Consider the following 15,264-nt stretch of genomic DNA (forward strand, 5'->3'; position numbering starts at 1 on the left):
CATGCCGCTGCGTCGGAAACAATGCAGGCAATATAGCAGCACGGAATGCGCCTTGTCCAAGAGTTGCGGCGGCGGTGCCGCGCGGGGAAATCCGCGGCGCTGCCGGCGGGGTGCTGGCGGGTGTCGGCGGGGTGCTGGCCGCAGCGGCTGGCGGCCGGCGCGGGCCGGCCGGCCCGCTGGCGACGGCCGCGATTCGTACTATGCGCATGCGCATTGGATTTAACCGGACGATTCAGATCGGATAGCCATAAAGTCCGATAAGCCATCGCGTAAAAGTTTTTTCGATAATTCCGTAATTTCAATTTTTTACGCGATAAAGAATTGAACTGGACTATCATGAACCAATTCGTTCTGGCGAACGATCCGCATCGCTGACTTCGGGAGTGGCTCCCTATGAGCGCAGAGATTCTCCAGTTGTTCAGGCTGGTGGGCATCGGCTTGACGCTGATGCTTCCGCTGGCCAATCCGCTGGCATCCATGTCGCTGCTGCTGGCGCTGGGCGCGCATATGCCGGACGCCAGGCGCAAGCGCCAGATCCGGCTCGGCGCCTGCTACGTGACGTCGATCATGCTGGTGGCCTATTACTCCGGCACGTGGATCATGCGCACGTTCGACATATCGATTCCGGGCATGCGCATCGCCGGCGGCCTGATCGTTTCCTTTCTCGGCTTCAAGATGCTTTTTCCATCTGCCCCGGTAACGGACATTCCGGAAACCGGCAAGAAAAAGGCCGAGCAAAGCCAGGAGAATTCCGCCGATATCGCCTTCGTGCCGCTGGCGTTTCCGGGGACCGCCGGGCCCGGTTCCATCGCGATCGTCATCAGCCTCGCCTCCAAGCTCAGCGGCAAGCAGGACGCATATGCTCATTGGGTCCTGGCGGCGGCGCCGGTGATCGTCGCGGTGCTGCTGGGCCTGCTGTTCTGGATCTGCCTGCGCTCGTCCACGCAGCTCGTGCGCTTTCTCGGCAATGGCAGCGTCGAGGCCATCTCGCGCGTGATGGGGTTCCTGCTGGTCTGCATGGGCGTGCAGTTCGTGATCGACGGCACGCTGGAAGTCGTCGCCGCTTCGGCGCATTGAGGAGAACGTCATGTTGCGGCATTTTCGGAAGTTCCGGCTCGCGGCGCTGGGCGCGATCGCCATCGCGCTGACCGCATTGGGCGTCTCGCTCGCCTACGGCTGCACGCGCGTGCTGTATGTCGGCGCGGAGGGCCAGGTGATCACCGGACGCTCGATGGACTGGTCCGAGGACATGGGCTCCAATCTCTGGGTGTTTCCCGCCGGCATCGGGCGCGACGGCGCCGCCGGGCCGCGCTCGCCGCGCTGGACGTCGAAATACGGCAGCGTGGTCGTGTCGGGTTATGAGATCGGCAGCGTCGACGGCATGAACGAGCGCGGGCTGGTCGCCAATGCGCTGTATCTCGCCGAGACCGACTACGGCAGGCCCGACGCGCGCCGCGCGGGAATCGCCATCAGCCTGTGGGCGCAGTATGCGCTCGACAATTTCGCCACCGTCGCCGAAGCGGTCGGCGTGCTTGGCCAGAATCCCTTCCAGGTCATCGCGCCGCCGCTGCCCAACGGCAAGCCGCTGACGATCCATCTTTCGCTGTCGGACGCGCAGGGCGATTCGGCCATCCTCGAGTATCTCGGCGGCAAGCTCGTCATCCACCACGGCAAGGCGTTCAAGGTCATGACGAACTCGCCGGCCTACAGCGAGCAGCTTGCGCTCGACACTTACTGGAAGGGCGTCGGCGGCCTGACGTTCCTGCCCGGCACCAATCGCGCCGCGGACCGCTTCGTGCGCGCGTCGTTCCTGCTCGACGCGATTCCGAAGCAGCTCGATCCGAACTACATCGCCGGCGTGCCGAACCGGTCGTACGCGTTCCAGGCCGTGGCCGGCGTGATGAGCGTGATGCGTTCGGTGAGTGTGCCGCTCGGCATCAGCACGCCGGACCAGCCCAACCTGTCCTCGACCATCTGGCGCACCGTGTCGGACCAGAAGAACCTGGTCTACTACTTCGACTCGGCCACGCGCCCGGACACGTTCTGGGTGTCGCTGGACAAGCTGAACCTGAAAGCCGGCGCGCCGGTGCTGAAGCTGGCGATGGACAGGGGGCAGGTCTATGCGGGAGAGGTGTCGGCGTCGTTCGTGCCGGCGCCGCCGTTCACGTTCATGCCGGCGCCCTGACGCGCGGCGGATGAAAAAAGGCGTGGCGGTCGCCCGCCACGCCTTCCTGCGCGCCCGCGCGCCAGATCAGGCCCGGACGTCGGCCCTGGCGAGGTGCCTGGCCAGGAACGCTTCCATCGCCTCGTAGAAGTCGAAGCGGTTTTCCTCGTTGTGGAAGCCGTGCCCTTCGTTTTCCTTGAGCAGGTAGGCCACGTCCACGCCGCGCTTGCGCAGCGCCTCCACGATCTGGTCGCTCTCGGCCTGCTTGACGCGCGGGTCGTTGGCGCCCTGGGCCACCAGCAGCGGCGTGCGGATGCGGTCGGCGAAGAACACCGGCGAGGCATCGTGCATGGCCTTGCGGTCGTTCTCGTCGTTGGGGTTGCCGATCATCTCGTAGAGCATGTCGAGCATCGGCTTCCAGTAGGCGGGAATGGTCTCGAGCAGCGTGAACAGGTTCGACACGCCCACGTAGTCGATGGCCGCGGCGTAGCGCTCGGGCGTGAAGGCCACGCCCGCGAGCACCGCATAGCCGCCGTAGCTGCCGCCGTAGATGGCCACGCGGCGCGGATCGGCGATGCCCTGCGCGACGAGCCAGTCGACGCCGTCGTCGATGTCGTTCTGCATGGTCCGGCCCCATTGCTTGAAGCTGGCTTCCCAGAACTTGCGCCCGTAGCCGGTGGAGCCGCGGAAGTTGACCTGCAGCACGGCATAGCCGCGGTTGGCCAGCAACTGCACTTCGGGGTTGAAGCCCCATACGTCGCGCGTCCACGGGCCGCCGTGCGGGTTGACCACCAGCGGCAGGTTCCGCGCCTCGGCGCCCGGCGGCAGCGTCAGGTAGCCGTGCAGTTGCAGGCCGTCGCGCGAGGTGAAGCCGACCGGCTGCATTGGCGCCATGTCGGCCTCGTCGAGCCACGGCAGGATCTGGCCCAGCGACACCAGCTTGCCGGTGTTGCTGTCGTACAGGTAGCGCGTGCCGGTGGTGCGGTCGCTCGACGCGGACACGATCATGCGGGTCTCGTCGCGCGTGATGCTGGTGACGTGGTGCTCGTAGCCGGGCAGCTGGCGCTCGAGGTCGGCGTGGATCCGCTGGCTGCGCGCGTCGAAGAAATGGCGGCGCGTCTTCCAGTCGGTGTACCAGGCGGCGGTGAGCACGCGGCGGTGGCGCGAGTAGCCGAGGCCGCCGACGTCGACCTCGCCGTGCTCGAACACCAGCTTGCCTTCCTGCGCGGTGTGCGGGTCGAACTCGAAGATGGCGAGCTTGTCGCGGCCGCGGTTCGACTGCACGTAGAGCTGCGCGTCGTCGAAGGTGAAGAACAGCGGCGCGACCGTCTCGCGGAAATCCGTGGTGAGGATGGGGCGGAACGGCTCGTCCTCGGTGTCGCGGTAGAGCAGGGTGGTGTTGACGCCGTCGCTGGCGGTGGCCACGCGCAGGCGCCCGGCGTGGTCGGTGCCCCAGCTCATCACGTTGCCGGGATTCTCGGCGATCTGCACGGACTCGCCGGTCGCGACGTCCACGCGCAGCACGTCGAAGACCTGCGGGTCGCGCTTGTTGTGGGACAGCAGGATGTGGCGGTCGTCGTCCTCGAGGTCGTCCACGATCTCCGCGCGCACGCCGGGATACGGCGTCAGGTCGACCGGCTCGCCGCCGTCGACCGGCACCGACAGCACGTGGAAGTTCTCGTCGCCGCCGAAGTCCTTGATGTAGAGGATGTGGGCGTTGCCCTTCCAGGTGTGGAGGGGCAGGTCGCGCTCGGTCTCGGCGGTCAGCGGGCGCGCTTCGCCGAGCAGGTTGCCGTCGGCGTCGATGGCCTGCACGAAGACGTTCTGGCGGCCCTGGTGGCGCGCCAGGAAGGAAAGATGGCGCCCGTCCGGCGAGATCGAGAACTGGGAGCGGTCCGGCTTGCGGAACAGCTCGCGCACCGTGTAGTGCCTGGGTGTCTTTGCGTTGCTCTGGTTCAAGGCTGGCTCCTGGATGGGTTCGGGGTGGCCCGCGGCGCGCTCACTCGGCGCGTTGCGCCGCGGGCACGCGGTCGCGCGGGGCGGCCGGGGCGGCCGGGGCGGATGACGCTGATGGCGCTGATGGCGCGGCGGCCGCATCGGGCGCGGGCGGCGGTGGCTGGTCCTGGTCTTCCTGGTCCTGCGTGGCCTCGCGGCGTTCGATTTCCTCGCGCGTGGAGGTGGACAGGTCCCAGCTGGCGATGAACAGCGCGGCGATCAGCGGGCCGATGACGAAGCCGTTCAGGCCGAACAGCGCCATGCCGCCCAGCGTGGAGATCAGCACCACCCAGTCGGGCATGCGGGTGTCCTTGCCGACCAGGATCGGGCGCAGCACATTGTCCACCGTGCCGATCACCAGCACGCAGAAGCCGATCAGGACCGCGCCCTTGCCGACCTCGCCGGTGAGCAGGAAGTAGATCGCCACCGGCCCCCAGATCAGCGCCGCGCCGACCGCCGGCAGCAGCGAGAGGAAGGCCATCAGCACGCCCCACAGCAGCGAGCCCTGGATGCCGAGGAACCAGAAGATCAGCCCGCCGAGCGCGCCCTGCACGGCGGCCACCACGATGTTGCCCTTGACGGTGGCGCGCGCCACCGTGGTGAACTTGCGCAGCAGGTGCTGCTTGTGCGGCTCGCTCAGCGGAATGGCCTGCACGATGCGGCGCGAGATCTCCGCGCCGTCGCGCAGCAGGAAGAACAGCAGGTACAGCATCACGCCGAAGCTGACCACGAACTGGAACGTGTTCTGGCCGATGCTCAGCGCCTGCGTGGCGATCAGCTGGCTGCCCTGCGCGGCGCCGGCGGTGAGCTTGGCCTGCACGCCGGCGATGTCGGCCATGCCGAAGCGGTCCAGCACCCGGTTCACGGACGGCGGCAGCGCGTGCACGGCCTGCTGGAAGTAGGCGCCGAAGTTGAGCTGCCCGGTCTTGATCTGCTGGTAGACCGTGCTGACCTCCTGGGCCAGCGCGCCGGTCACGAAGATCAGCGGCAGCACCACGATCAGCAGGCACAGCGTCAGCGTGGCCAGCGCGGCGAGGTTGCGGCGCCCGCCCATGCGGCGCGTGAGCCAGTTGTTGGGCGGCGTGAAGATGATGGCGAGGATGGCGCCCCAGAACACGGCGCCGAAGAACGGCCACAGCACGAAGCAGAATGCGATCGAGACTGCGGCCAGCAGCAGGTAGAACGCCTTCTGCTGCATGTCTGCTGGTTGGGTCATGGCGCTGTCACCTTGCGTGGAAAATCCCCCGGGGGCACGGGATTATCCCGTCCCGGCATGACAACTCGCCGGGGCGCTGGTCAGGGCGCGGGCGCGCCGACCGGCAGGCCGGTGGTGGCCGGGGCCGGGGCGGGTGGCTATCGGTTATCGGCGGCGGGCTGCGGACTAGCGTACCAGCGGATCGCGAAAGCCGGTGTCGGCGGCGCCGGGCGCGCGGGCGGTCCGGGTGTCGCCGGCGGTACCTTTCTGCCAGGTATCGTAGGCCCAGTAGCCGGCCGCGGCGAGGCCGCCGAGCTTGGCCAGCTTCCAGCCCCAGCGCAGCACCGGGGTCTTGCGCAGCAGGGGCAGCGCCAGGGAAATCGTGGAACTGAGGACCGGGTAGTCGCGCGCCAGGCCCAGCAGCTTGAGCAAGGAGGCGGGCTGCGCCACGCGCGGCAGCCAGTTGCCGAGGCGGCCGAAGCGCGCCGCGCTGCCGCGTACCTGGTGCAGCGCCTGGGCGCAGTCATAGCGCTCCAGCGCGGCGCGCGTGATCAGCAGTTCCTTGCGGATCGCCAGCGGCAGGCGCACTTCGCGCGAATAGCGCACCGGGCGCGGATGCGCGCGCGGCTGGCCGGCGTCGCGGGCCGCGGCGGTGTCGGCGCGCTCATCGGCGCGTTCGGCCGGTGCGTCGCTGGGGTTGGACGGCGTGCTCATCGGCGCAGGATCTCCCGGTCTTTGTCGATCTCGGCCAGGGTGGCCTCGAACAGGGGCGGGGCATGCCGCACGAGGTGGCGCGCCAGCGCCAGGCAGACCGCGCACGCGGCGAGGTAGAACAGGACCAGCGCGCCCAGCGCCTGCCAGCGGTAGGTGTCCCAGAACACGATGGCGATCAGCACGGTCAGCGTGACCAGGGACAGGCCGAAGAACACCAGCCCGAAGCAGGCCAGCAAGGCCATCTTCATCAGGCGCGATCGTTCTTCCGCGAGTTCGACGCTGGCGAGTTCGAGGCGCGTCTGCACCATCGCCACCAGCGATCCTGCCAGGCTGCGCAGGGCGTCCATGAACTTGGGAGAGGAGGTCGGGTCGCTCATGCAATTCCGGCAAGGGCGTGCAGCACGGGGCTGCACCGGTTGCGGACGGGAGCCGGGCCGGCGGAACATGCCGCCGGAGGGCGTTTGCTCCGCATGTTGCCGCGCGCTGCGCAATGCGTGGGCGCAATACGGCTAACGCGGGGCACTCGTTCCTGGCGCCGGGCCATCAGGCCCGGCGGGTCGCATGGTTCAGGATTACTTGCGGTTGAGCAGCAGGCCGACCAGCAGGCCGACGCCGGCCGCCACGCCGACGGCGCGCCACGGGTGATCGTGCACGTAGTCGTCGGTGGCGCGCGCGGCCGCCTTGCTCTTGGTGACGACGGCGTCCTGGAGGTCCTGCGCCTTTTCCTTGGCCTGCTTCAGCAGGCCCATGCCGCGCTCGCGCAGTTCGGCAGCTTTCTCGCCGGTGGTCGAGGCCGCTTGCTTAAGCAGTTCTTCGGCATCGGACAAAACGGTCTTGACATCGCTCATCAGTTTCTCCTGTTTGCGGGCGGTGGTTTCGGATTGTGACATTTTGCCTTCCTCGCACGGTGTCGGGCAGCCTTCTCGCCCTCTTTCTTAGCATATGCGGGGAGCCGCCGTGGTTTCAACACCACGGGTCCGACAAGTTATGTAGGACGCTGACTTGAGACAAAAGTCCTTAAGATGAAAAGGTGATTTTGTAGTGACTTTATATTTGTTTGGGTTGGATCGCAATCGGACTAAACTGGTTCAACCCCAATTTCTCGCGGAAGGAGACAGAGATGGCACTACGTCTAGGCGATATTGCGCCGGATTTCGAGCAGGACTCCAGCGACGGCCCGATCCGCTTCCATGAATGGCTGGGCGACAGCTGGGGCGTGCTGTTCTCGCATCCGGCGGACTTCACGCCGGTCTGCACCACCGAGCTGGGGCTGACCGCCAAGCTCAAGGGCGATTTCGCCAAGCGCAACGTCAAGGTCATCGCGCTGTCGGTCGACCCGGTCGAATCGCATCGCGAGTGGATCAAGGACATCAACGAAACGCAGGGCACCACGGTCAACTTCCCCATCATCGCCGATGGCGACCGCAAGGTCTCGCAGCTCTACGACATGATCCATCCCAACGCGAACGAGACCCTGACGGTGCGTTCGCTGTTCGTGATCGACCCGAAGAAGAAGGTGCGCCTCATCATCACCTACCCGGCCAGCACCGGGCGCAATTTCAACGAGATCCTGCGCGTGATCGACTCGCTGCAGCTCACCGACAACCACAGCGTCGCCACGCCGGGCAACTGGCAGGACGGCGAGGACGTGGTGATCGTGCCTTCGCTGAAGGACGAGGAAGTGATCAAGCAGAAATTCCCGAAGGGCTACAAGGCCGTGCGGCCTTACCTTCGCCTGACGCCGCAGCCCAATCGCTAGGGGCCCGGCGGCAGGCCGGCCGGGCGCGTGGCGCCGGCCGGCGCGTCACGGTGTTGTAACACGATGGGCTCGCCCGTCGTCTCTCCTTGGTAGTGTGCTTGGCCCGGCTTCGCAGCCGGGCCTTTTTGCTTCTTGCCCTTGGATTTCGGAGACGGGGCGGGCGCAGGCTTCAGTAGAAGGCCTGGATGCCGGTCTGGGCACGGCCCAGGATCAGCGCGTGGATGTCGTGGGTGCCTTCGTAGGTGTTGACCACTTCGAGGTTGACCACGTGGCGGATCACGCCGAACTCGTCCGAGATGCCGTTGCCGCCGAGCATGTCGCGCGCCACGCGGGCGATGTCGAGCGACTTGCCGCACGAATTGCGCTTCATGATCGAGGTGATTTCCACCGCGGCGGTGCCTTCGTCCTTCATGCGGCCCAGGCGCAGGCAGCCTTGCAGGCCCAGCGTGATCTCGGTCTGCATGTCGGCCAGCTTCTTCTGCACGAGCTGGTTGGCGGCCAGCGGGCGGCCGAACTGCTGGCGGTCCAGCGTGTACTGGCGCGCGGTGTGCCAGCAGAACTCGGCGGCGCCGAGCGCCCCCCAGGCGATGCCGTAGCGGGCCGAGTTCAGGCAGGTGAACGGACCCTTGAGGCCGGACACGCCGGGCATCAGGTTGTCTTCCGGCACGAACACCTGGTCCATGACGATCTCGCCGGTGATCGAGGTGCGCAGGCCGACCTTGCCGTGGATCGCGGGCGCCGACAGGCCCTTCCAGCCCTTTTCCAGGATGAAGCCGCGGATGGCTTCCTTGCCGTCGTCGCCGGCCAGCTTGCCCCACACCACGAACACGTCGGCGATTGGCGAGTTGGTGATCCACATCTTGGCGCCGCTCAGCTCATAGCCGCCCGCCACCTTCCTGGCGCGCGTGACCATCGAGCCCGGGTCCGAGCCGTGGTTCGGCTCGGTCAGGCCGAAGCAGCCGATCCACTCGCCGGTGGCGAGCTTGGGCAGGTATTTCTGCTTCTGCGCTTCGCTGCCGAATTCGTAGATCGGCACCATCACCAGCGAGGACTGCACGCTCATCATCGAGCGGTAGCCCGAATCCACCCGTTCCACCTCGCGCGCGATCAGGCCGTAGGACACGTAGTTCAGTCCCGGGCCGCCGTATTGCTCGGGAATGGTCGGGCCCAGCAGGCCGAGCTCGCCCATTTCGCGGAAGATCTCGACGTCGGTCTTCTCGTTGCGAAACGATTGCAGCACGCGCGGCGCGAGCTTGTCCTGGCAATAGGCCTGGGCGGCGTCGCGCACCATGCGCTCGTCGTCGCTCAGTTGCTGGTCCAGCAGCAGCGGGTCGGCCCAGTTGAATTCGGCGTTGGCAGCCATGTAGGTCTCCTTCGGTAGTGCAGTGCGTTGTGCGGGTTCGTGCAGGGGTTTGCGGGCGCCGGCGGGATGGCGCGGCGGATCGGGCCGGGCGGTCTCGCGGGTGGCCTGGGGTCAGCAGGCCTCAACAAAAGCATCGGCGCATTCCGCGGTCTGCGGTGACTTTCGTGACTTTCGCCGCGACTTTTTAGTTCCGCATTGCGGAACTTTGTTCCGATGATGTAGTATAGCGCAATGCGCGGTCCGTGCAATAGCCGGAATCGGCATGACCGTGGCGGCCCCGCCCGTTGCGGCCGCGGCACCTTCCCATTCCACCAGCCGGAGCGCTCTCTTGGCCACCGAACCGCAAGCCTTGCCCGCCACGCAGCAGGCGGATGCCACCGGCCCCGCGCCGCGCGAGAGCGATCCCAACTTCGTCGCCGCGCTGGCGCGCGGCCTGGAGCTGCTGCGCTGTTTCCGCACCGGCGAAGCGATGCTGGGCAACCAGGACTTCGTGCGCCGCACCGGTTTTCCCAAGGCGACCGTGAGCCGGCTGGCCGGCACGCTGGTGCAGCTCGGCTACCTGCGCTACGACGACAGCCTGGGCAAGTACGCGCTCGACGCCGGCGTGCTGGCGCTCGGTTATGCGTACCTGTCGGCGTCGGGCGTGGTGGCGCTGGCGCGGCCGCACATGCTGGCGTTCGCGCAGTCCTACGGGGTCTCGGTCTCGCTCGGCAAGCGCGAGCGCATGGAGGTGATCTATCTGGAGTCGATCCGCAACGATGCCGGCGTGATGCTCGGGCTGGGCGTGGGCTCGCGCCTGTCGCTGGTGTCGAGCTCGATGGGGCGCGCCTACCTGGCGGCGCTGCCGGCGGCGCGGCGCGAGCGCGTGCTGGCGGAATTCGCACAGGCTTTCCCGGAGCAATGGAAGACGCAGGAAGGGCCGACGCGCGCGGCACTGGCGCAGGCCGCCGGGCAGGGCTACGCGGCCTCGTTCCGCGACTGGCACCCGGCCATCCACGCCTGCGCGGTGGCGTTCCGGCCGGTGGGGGAGAAGGAGCTGCACATGCTGAGCTGCAGCGCCTCCTACGGTTCCGTGGAAGAGGCCGTGTTCCACGACAAGCTGGCGCCGGCCCTGCGCGCGCTGGCCGCGCGGCTGTCGGACCCGGCGCCCTGAGCGCGCGTCAGAGGTCGGTGCGCAGCTTCCACAGCTCGGGGAACAGCACCACGTCGAGCATCTTGCGCAGGTAGCTCACGCCCTCGGTGCCGCCGGTGCCGCGCTTGAAGCCGATCACGCGCTCCACCGTGGTGACATGGCGGAAGCGCCATTGGCGGAACGCATCCTCCAGGTCGACGAACTTCTCGCCCAGTTCGTACAGTTCCCAGTGCGCGCCGGGCTGGCGGTAGACCTCCAGCCACGCCGCCTCCACCGAGGCGTTCTCGCCGGCCGGGCGGGTCCAGTCGCGCTCGATGCAGCCCGCGTCGATGGCGAAGCCGCGCCGCGCCATCAGGCGGATCGCCTCGTCGTACAGCGACGGCGTGCGCAGCGCCGCCTCTACCAGCGCGAGGTGCTCGGGCCGGTGCGCATGCGGGCGCAGCATGGCGGCGTTCTTGTTGCCGAGGATGAACTCGATCTCGCGGTACTGGTAGGACTGGAAACCCGACGACATGCCGAGATACGGGCGCATCGCCGAGTATTCCGGCGGCGTCATGGTGGCCAGCACGTTCCACGCCTGCACCAGCTGCTCCATGATGCGCGACACGCGCGTGAGCATCTTGAAGGCCGGCGGCAACTGGTCGCCGCGCACGCACTCGCGCGCCGCGCGCAGCTCGTGCAGCGCCAGCTTCATCCACAGCTCGCTGGTCTGGTGCTGCACGATGAACAGCATCTCGTTGTGCTCGGGCGAGAGCGGATGCTGGGCGGTGAGGATCTGGTCCAGCGCCAGGTAGTCGCCGTAGCTCATGTCCCCGGCGAAGTCCATCTGCGCATCGTGCCAGGCGGCCTCGCCGCCCGCCGCCGCGGCATTCGTGGCGTTGGCGGCGTTCGTGGCATCGCCAGGCCCCGACATCGGGCATCCCTTGTTGGCGCTCATGTCGTTCTCCTCCTCAAGTCACCAGGCCGCGCGCCTGATGGCGGGCTTCCTTGTAGCTGCCGCTGTCGAGCACGTCGCGCAGCACCTCCACCGCGTCCCACACGTCGGCGAAGCCGATGTACAGCGGCGTGAAGCCGAAGCGCGCGATGCGCGGCTCGCGGTAGTCGCCGATCACGCCGCGCTCGATCAGTGCCTGCACCAGCGCGAAGCCGTCGGGATGGGCGAAGCTGACGTGGCTGCCGCGGCGCGCGTGCGCGCGCGGCGTGGCCAGCTCGAGCGGATGGTGGCCGCAGCGCTGCTCGACCAGCGCGATGAACAGGTCGGTCAGCAGCAGCGACTTGGCGCGCAGCGCCTGCATGTCGGTCCGGGCGAAGAGGTCCAGGCCGCATTCGACCATCGCCAGCGAAGTCACCGGCTGGGTGCCGCACAGGAAGCGGCCCACGCCCGCGCGCGGGCGGTAGCCCGGCTCCATCGCGAACGGCGCGGCGTGGCCCCACCAGCCCGACAGCGGCTGCCAGAACGCATCGCGCAGCGCCGGCGCGACCCACAGGAAGGCCGGCGAGCCGGGGCCGCCGTTGAGGTATTTGTAGGTGCAGCCCACCGCGTAGTCCGCGCCCGACGCCGTCAGCGCCACCGGCACCGCGCCGGCCGAATGGGCCAGGTCCCACACCGTGAGCGCGCCGCGCGCGTGCGCCATCGCGGTCACGGCGGCCATGTCCAGCATCTCGCCGCTCTTGTAGTTCACGTGGGTCAGCATCAGCACCGCGGTGTCGGCGCCGACCGCGGCGTCGATCTCCTGCGGCGCGTCGACCAGGCGCAGCGAATAGCCTTGCTGCAGCAGGTCGGCCAGGCCCTGCGCGATGTACAGATCGGTGGGGAAGTTGCTGGCTTCCGAGACGATGACCTTGCGCCGCGGGTCGCGCGCCTGCTGCACGCGCAGCGCCGCGGCCAGGACCTTGAACAGGTTGATCGAGGTGGTGTCCGTCACCACCACTTCGTCTTCGCCGGCGCCGATCAGCGGCGCGAGCTTGTTGCCCAGGCGCTGCGGCAGGTCGAACCAGCCGGCGGTGTTCCAGCTGCGGATCAGGCCATGCCCCCATTCCTCGCTCACCACCTCGGCGGCGCGCGCGGCGGCGCTGCGCGGGCGCGCGCCCAGCGAGTTGCCGTCGAGATAGATCACGCCTTCGGGCAGCGCGAACTGGTCGCGCAGCGGGCGCAGCGGGTCCTGCCGGTCGAGTGCGAGGCATTGCTCGCGGCTTGGTGCGGTCATGGGAGCTTCCTGGAGAAAAAACGGATTCGGTGGGCCTGCGCGTCAGGCCAGGCTGCGCAGCACGGCGCGCACCGGGCTGGCGTCGAGCCCGGCCAGGCGCAGCGGCAGCGCGATCAGTTCGTAGTCGCCGGCGGCGACGGCGTCGAGCACCAGCCCTTCGAGGATGGCCAGCCGGTGCCGGCGCACCATGCGGTGCGCCTCCATCGTCTTCGATTCCTGCGGGTCCAGCGAGGGCGTGTCGATGCCGACCAGCATCACGCCGTGGGCGGCCAGCAGCGCGATGGTCGCGGGCGCCACCGCGCAGAACGCCGGGTCCCACCGCGCCAGCGGCGCGGCCTGGTAGGTGCGCAGCAGCACGCGCGGCGGCGTGCCGGCCAGCGCGTGTTCGACGTGGCGCGGCTCGACCAGCGGCGCGGCGCCCAGGCAATGGATCACGCGGCACGGGCCGAGGTAGGGCGCGAGGTCGACCGCGCCGATGGGCGCGCCGTCGGCGGCGTAGTGCAGCGGCGCGTCGGCATGGGCGCCGGTGTGCGGCGACAGCGTGATGCGGCCCACGTTGACCGGGCAGTGCGCGTCCATCTGCCACGCGCGCTCCTGCCGGAACGGCGTGTCGCCGGGCCACACGGGGGTGTCGGGCGACAGCGGCGGGCTGATGTCCCAGAGCTGGCGCTCGGGCGTGGCGGTGGCGGCGGGGCGGTTCGTCATTGGCGGGGCGGGCGAGTGGCGCCGGGGTCCGGCGTTCCTTGGCTCGGCGAGGAGCGGATGACGGCATGATAGTCAATATCCCAGGCAAGAGGCTTGCTAAATACCCCGGGTATCGACCTCGGATTCGCATAGAATTTCACCGAATACGAGAATGTGGAAAGAATCTGCGAAATGAACCTGGACCCTACCGATCTGCGCATCCTGGCCTGCCTCCAGGAGAACGGGCGCATCAGCAACCAGGACCTGGCCGACCGCGTGGCGCTGTCGCCGTCGGCGTGCCTGCGCCGCGTGCGGCTGCTGGAGGAAAGCGGCGTGATCGGCGGCTACCGCGCGTGGTTCGACGCCGAGCAGCTCGGGCTGGAGATCGAGGCCATCGTGCAGGTGTCGATGCGGCACGACGTGGAGGGCTGGCACGATACCTTCAACGCGGCGGTGCAGGCGTGGCCCGAGGTGGTGTCGGCCTACATCATCACCGGCGACAGCAACTACATCCTCAAGGTGCAGGCGCGCAACCTCAAGCACTACTCGGATTTCATCGTCAACCGGCTGTACCGCACGCCGGGCGTGATGGACATCCGCTCCAACATCGTGCTGCAGAAGATCAAGACCGACGGTTCGCCGCTGGCGGTGATCAAGGGCGCGCCGGGCGCTTGAGCGTTGCCTGCGCGCCGCGTGCGCGTTGTCTGGGCGCCGCCTCGCGCGGCGCGTGCAGCGCGATCAGGCGGCGCAGCGCGTCCTTGAGCTGGTCGGCCTGCGCCGGGCCGAAATCGTCGAGCATCCGGCGCTCGTGCCGCGCGGCCTGCGCGAGCAGGGCGCGCGCGCAGGCCCGGCCGCGCGCGGTGATGGAAACCAGCGCGTGGCGGCGGTCGCGCGCGCCGTTGCGGCGCGCGACCAGCCCGCCGGCCTCCATGCGGCCGATCAGCTTGGTCAGGGTGGGCTGCTTGGCGAGGGTGAGATCGGCCAGCGCGCCGATGGTGCATTCGGGCCGGTCGGCCAGCGCGGCCAGCACGCGCCATGCGGGGATCGAGAGGCCGGCGGCCTCCACCTGCCGGTGGAACTCGTCCGCCATCAGGTGGCTCGCGCGCGCCAGCAGGTAGGGCAGGTAGCCGTCGACGAAGGCGCCCGCCGGTGGTGGCGGCGGTGGCGGCGGAGATGGCTGCGGTTGCGTCATGGCGCGCGCCCGGCGCCTCAGTCGGCGAGCGGGCGGGTGGTGCCGAAACGGCCGTCGTGGAACACCAGCGGGCCGCCGGCGAGGCCGTGCACGCCGCAGCGCTCGACCTCGCCCACGAAGATCACGTGGTCGCCTTCGTCGTAGCGGCTGCGGTTGTGGCATTCGAACCAGGCCAGCGCATCGGCCAGGATCGGCAGGCCGGTCTCGGACAGGCGGTAGTCCACGCCGGCGAAGCGGTCGCCCTTGAGCGTGGCGAAGCGCTGGCACAGGTCCAGCTGCGAGTCCGACAGCACATTGATGATGTAGTGCGAGCCGTCGCGGAACATCGGCAGGCTGTTGGCGCGCGTGGCCATGCTCCACAGCACCAGCGGCGGATCGAGCGAGACCGAGTTGAACGAGCTGGCGGTGATGCCGACGAACGGCGCGCCCGGCGGCGAGCCGGGGCCCGCGCGCGTGGTGATGACCGTCACGCCGGTGGCGAACTGGGACAGCGTGCGCCGGAAGTGCAGCGTGTCGAAATCGGGAGAGGCAGCCTTGCCGACGGTGCGCGGCGTGGCTTCAGGCATGCCCATAGCGCGGGCTCCACTTGAATCCATGAAATTTCATATATTATTTGCGCCGGCGACGAGAAGCACAAGTACAAGCTAAGGCGTCCGGCGCGGCGCATCGGTGGGCTGGCGCACCAAGGCGGCGGCGTGCCCCCGGACCCGGCGCCCTGCCGGCCGGACAGGCCGTGGGGATTGTAGCGGAGTCCCAATCCCGACCCGCCAGTGTGGCGTTGTCCGGGCCGGCGCCGCTGCCTAGCCGGGAACACGGACACATGACGGGAAACGCATGACCGCGGCCACGCTCCGCATGC

The 15,264-nt window shown here is 68.5% G+C and carries 16 protein-coding genes; 5 read left to right on the forward strand and 11 right to left on the reverse strand.

The window, feature by feature from the left end; genetic code table 11:
- Nucleotides 1-393: 393 nt before the first annotated feature.
- Nucleotides 394-1,077 carry a MarC family NAAT transporter gene (locus tag AC3WXD_RS07525; RefSeq protein ID WP_492323456.1) on the forward strand — a complete coding sequence of 228 codons (684 nt, stop codon included), beginning with the start codon at nucleotides 394-396 and terminating at the stop codon, nucleotides 1,075-1,077.
- 10 nt (nucleotides 1,078-1,087) lie between these two features.
- Nucleotides 1,088-2,185 (forward strand): linear amide C-N hydrolase, encoded by a 1,098-nt coding sequence (locus AC3WXD_RS07530; RefSeq protein ID WP_059411272.1) that lies wholly within the window; start codon nucleotides 1,088-1,090, stop codon nucleotides 2,183-2,185.
- Between the two features lie 66 nt (nucleotides 2,186-2,251).
- Here the strand turns inward: AC3WXD_RS07530 and AC3WXD_RS07535 are convergent, their stop codons facing one another.
- The 5 genes from AC3WXD_RS07535 to AC3WXD_RS07555 all read right to left on the reverse strand — a co-directional run bounded on the left by AC3WXD_RS07535 (nucleotide 2,252) and on the right by AC3WXD_RS07555 (nucleotide 6,958).
- Nucleotides 2,252-4,123: a S9 family peptidase gene (locus AC3WXD_RS07535; RefSeq protein WP_492323457.1), complete on the reverse strand. Its 1,872-nt coding sequence runs from the start codon at nucleotides 4,121-4,123 to the stop codon at nucleotides 2,252-2,254.
- Between the two features lie 40 nt (nucleotides 4,124-4,163).
- Nucleotides 4,164-5,357: an AI-2E family transporter gene (locus tag AC3WXD_RS07540; protein WP_492323587.1), complete on the reverse strand. Its 1,194-nt coding sequence runs from the start codon at nucleotides 5,355-5,357 to the stop codon at nucleotides 4,164-4,166.
- Between the two features lie 183 nt (nucleotides 5,358-5,540).
- Nucleotides 5,541-6,068 carry a DUF3318 domain-containing protein gene (locus tag AC3WXD_RS07545; protein WP_492323458.1) on the reverse strand — a complete coding sequence of 176 codons (528 nt, stop codon included), beginning with the start codon at nucleotides 6,066-6,068 and terminating at the stop codon, nucleotides 5,541-5,543.
- Nucleotides 6,065-6,445 (reverse strand): phage holin family protein, encoded by a 381-nt coding sequence (locus AC3WXD_RS07550; protein ID WP_020204615.1) that lies wholly within the window; start codon nucleotides 6,443-6,445, stop codon nucleotides 6,065-6,067. The genes AC3WXD_RS07545 and AC3WXD_RS07550 overlap by 4 nt, the downstream gene beginning before the upstream one ends.
- Before the next feature lie 195 nt (nucleotides 6,446-6,640).
- The gene (locus AC3WXD_RS07555; protein ID WP_369796917.1) at nucleotides 6,641-6,958 is read right to left on the reverse strand and encodes an ElaB/YgaM/YqjD family protein; all 318 of its coding nucleotides are present in this window, start codon (nucleotides 6,956-6,958) and stop codon (nucleotides 6,641-6,643) included.
- 230 nt (nucleotides 6,959-7,188) lie between these two features.
- On the opposite strand from AC3WXD_RS07555, the gene AC3WXD_RS07560 reads away from it, so the two are divergent.
- The gene (locus tag AC3WXD_RS07560) at nucleotides 7,189-7,827 is read left to right on the forward strand and encodes a peroxiredoxin (protein WP_020204613.1); all 639 of its coding nucleotides are present in this window, start codon (nucleotides 7,189-7,191) and stop codon (nucleotides 7,825-7,827) included.
- Between the two features lie 169 nt (nucleotides 7,828-7,996).
- On the opposite strand, the gene AC3WXD_RS07565 is transcribed toward AC3WXD_RS07560, so the two are convergent.
- Nucleotides 7,997-9,190 (reverse strand): acyl-CoA dehydrogenase, encoded by a 1,194-nt coding sequence (locus tag AC3WXD_RS07565; protein ID WP_020204612.1) that lies wholly within the window; start codon nucleotides 9,188-9,190, stop codon nucleotides 7,997-7,999.
- 328 nt (nucleotides 9,191-9,518) lie between these two features.
- On the opposite strand from AC3WXD_RS07565, the gene AC3WXD_RS07570 reads away from it, so the two are divergent.
- The gene (locus AC3WXD_RS07570; protein ID WP_492323459.1) at nucleotides 9,519-10,343 is read left to right on the forward strand and encodes an IclR family transcriptional regulator; all 825 of its coding nucleotides are present in this window, start codon (nucleotides 9,519-9,521) and stop codon (nucleotides 10,341-10,343) included.
- Between the two features lie 7 nt (nucleotides 10,344-10,350).
- Here the strand turns inward: AC3WXD_RS07570 and kynA are convergent, their stop codons facing one another.
- Genes kynA through kynB form a run of 3 tightly spaced genes read right to left on the reverse strand, consistent with a single transcriptional unit; the run spans nucleotide 10,351 to nucleotide 13,234 of the window.
- Nucleotides 10,351-11,259: a tryptophan 2,3-dioxygenase gene (kynA, locus tag AC3WXD_RS07575; protein ID WP_492323460.1), complete on the reverse strand. Its 909-nt coding sequence runs from the start codon at nucleotides 11,257-11,259 to the stop codon at nucleotides 10,351-10,353.
- Nucleotides 11,260-11,272: 13 nt separating this feature from the next.
- The gene (gene kynU, locus AC3WXD_RS07580; protein ID WP_020204609.1) at nucleotides 11,273-12,529 is read right to left on the reverse strand and encodes a kynureninase; all 1,257 of its coding nucleotides are present in this window, start codon (nucleotides 12,527-12,529) and stop codon (nucleotides 11,273-11,275) included.
- 42 nt (nucleotides 12,530-12,571) lie between these two features.
- A complete protein-coding gene (kynB, locus tag AC3WXD_RS07585) occupies nucleotides 12,572-13,234 on the reverse strand; it encodes an arylformamidase (RefSeq protein ID WP_059411277.1) in 663 nt (220 codons plus the stop codon).
- 171 nt (nucleotides 13,235-13,405) lie between these two features.
- Between kynB and AC3WXD_RS07590 the strand changes: the two genes are divergently transcribed.
- Nucleotides 13,406-13,888 (forward strand): Lrp/AsnC family transcriptional regulator, encoded by a 483-nt coding sequence (locus tag AC3WXD_RS07590; protein WP_020204607.1) that lies wholly within the window; start codon nucleotides 13,406-13,408, stop codon nucleotides 13,886-13,888.
- On the opposite strand, the gene AC3WXD_RS07595 is transcribed toward AC3WXD_RS07590, so the two are convergent.
- Both AC3WXD_RS07595 and AC3WXD_RS07600 read right to left on the reverse strand, forming a co-directional pair.
- Nucleotides 13,866-14,405: a MarR family winged helix-turn-helix transcriptional regulator gene (locus AC3WXD_RS07595; RefSeq protein ID WP_059411278.1), complete on the reverse strand. Its 540-nt coding sequence runs from the start codon at nucleotides 14,403-14,405 to the stop codon at nucleotides 13,866-13,868. The two genes, AC3WXD_RS07590 and AC3WXD_RS07595, sit on opposite strands and share 23 nt — an antisense overlap.
- Nucleotides 14,406-14,422: 17 nt before the next feature.
- Nucleotides 14,423-14,977, reverse strand: a complete 555-nt coding sequence (locus AC3WXD_RS07600; RefSeq protein ID WP_020204605.1) for a flavin reductase family protein — start codon at nucleotides 14,975-14,977, stop codon at nucleotides 14,423-14,425.
- Nucleotides 14,978-15,264 lie beyond the last annotated feature (287 nt).

Source organism: Cupriavidus sp. FW216-B1 (genome assembly GCF_058789195.1).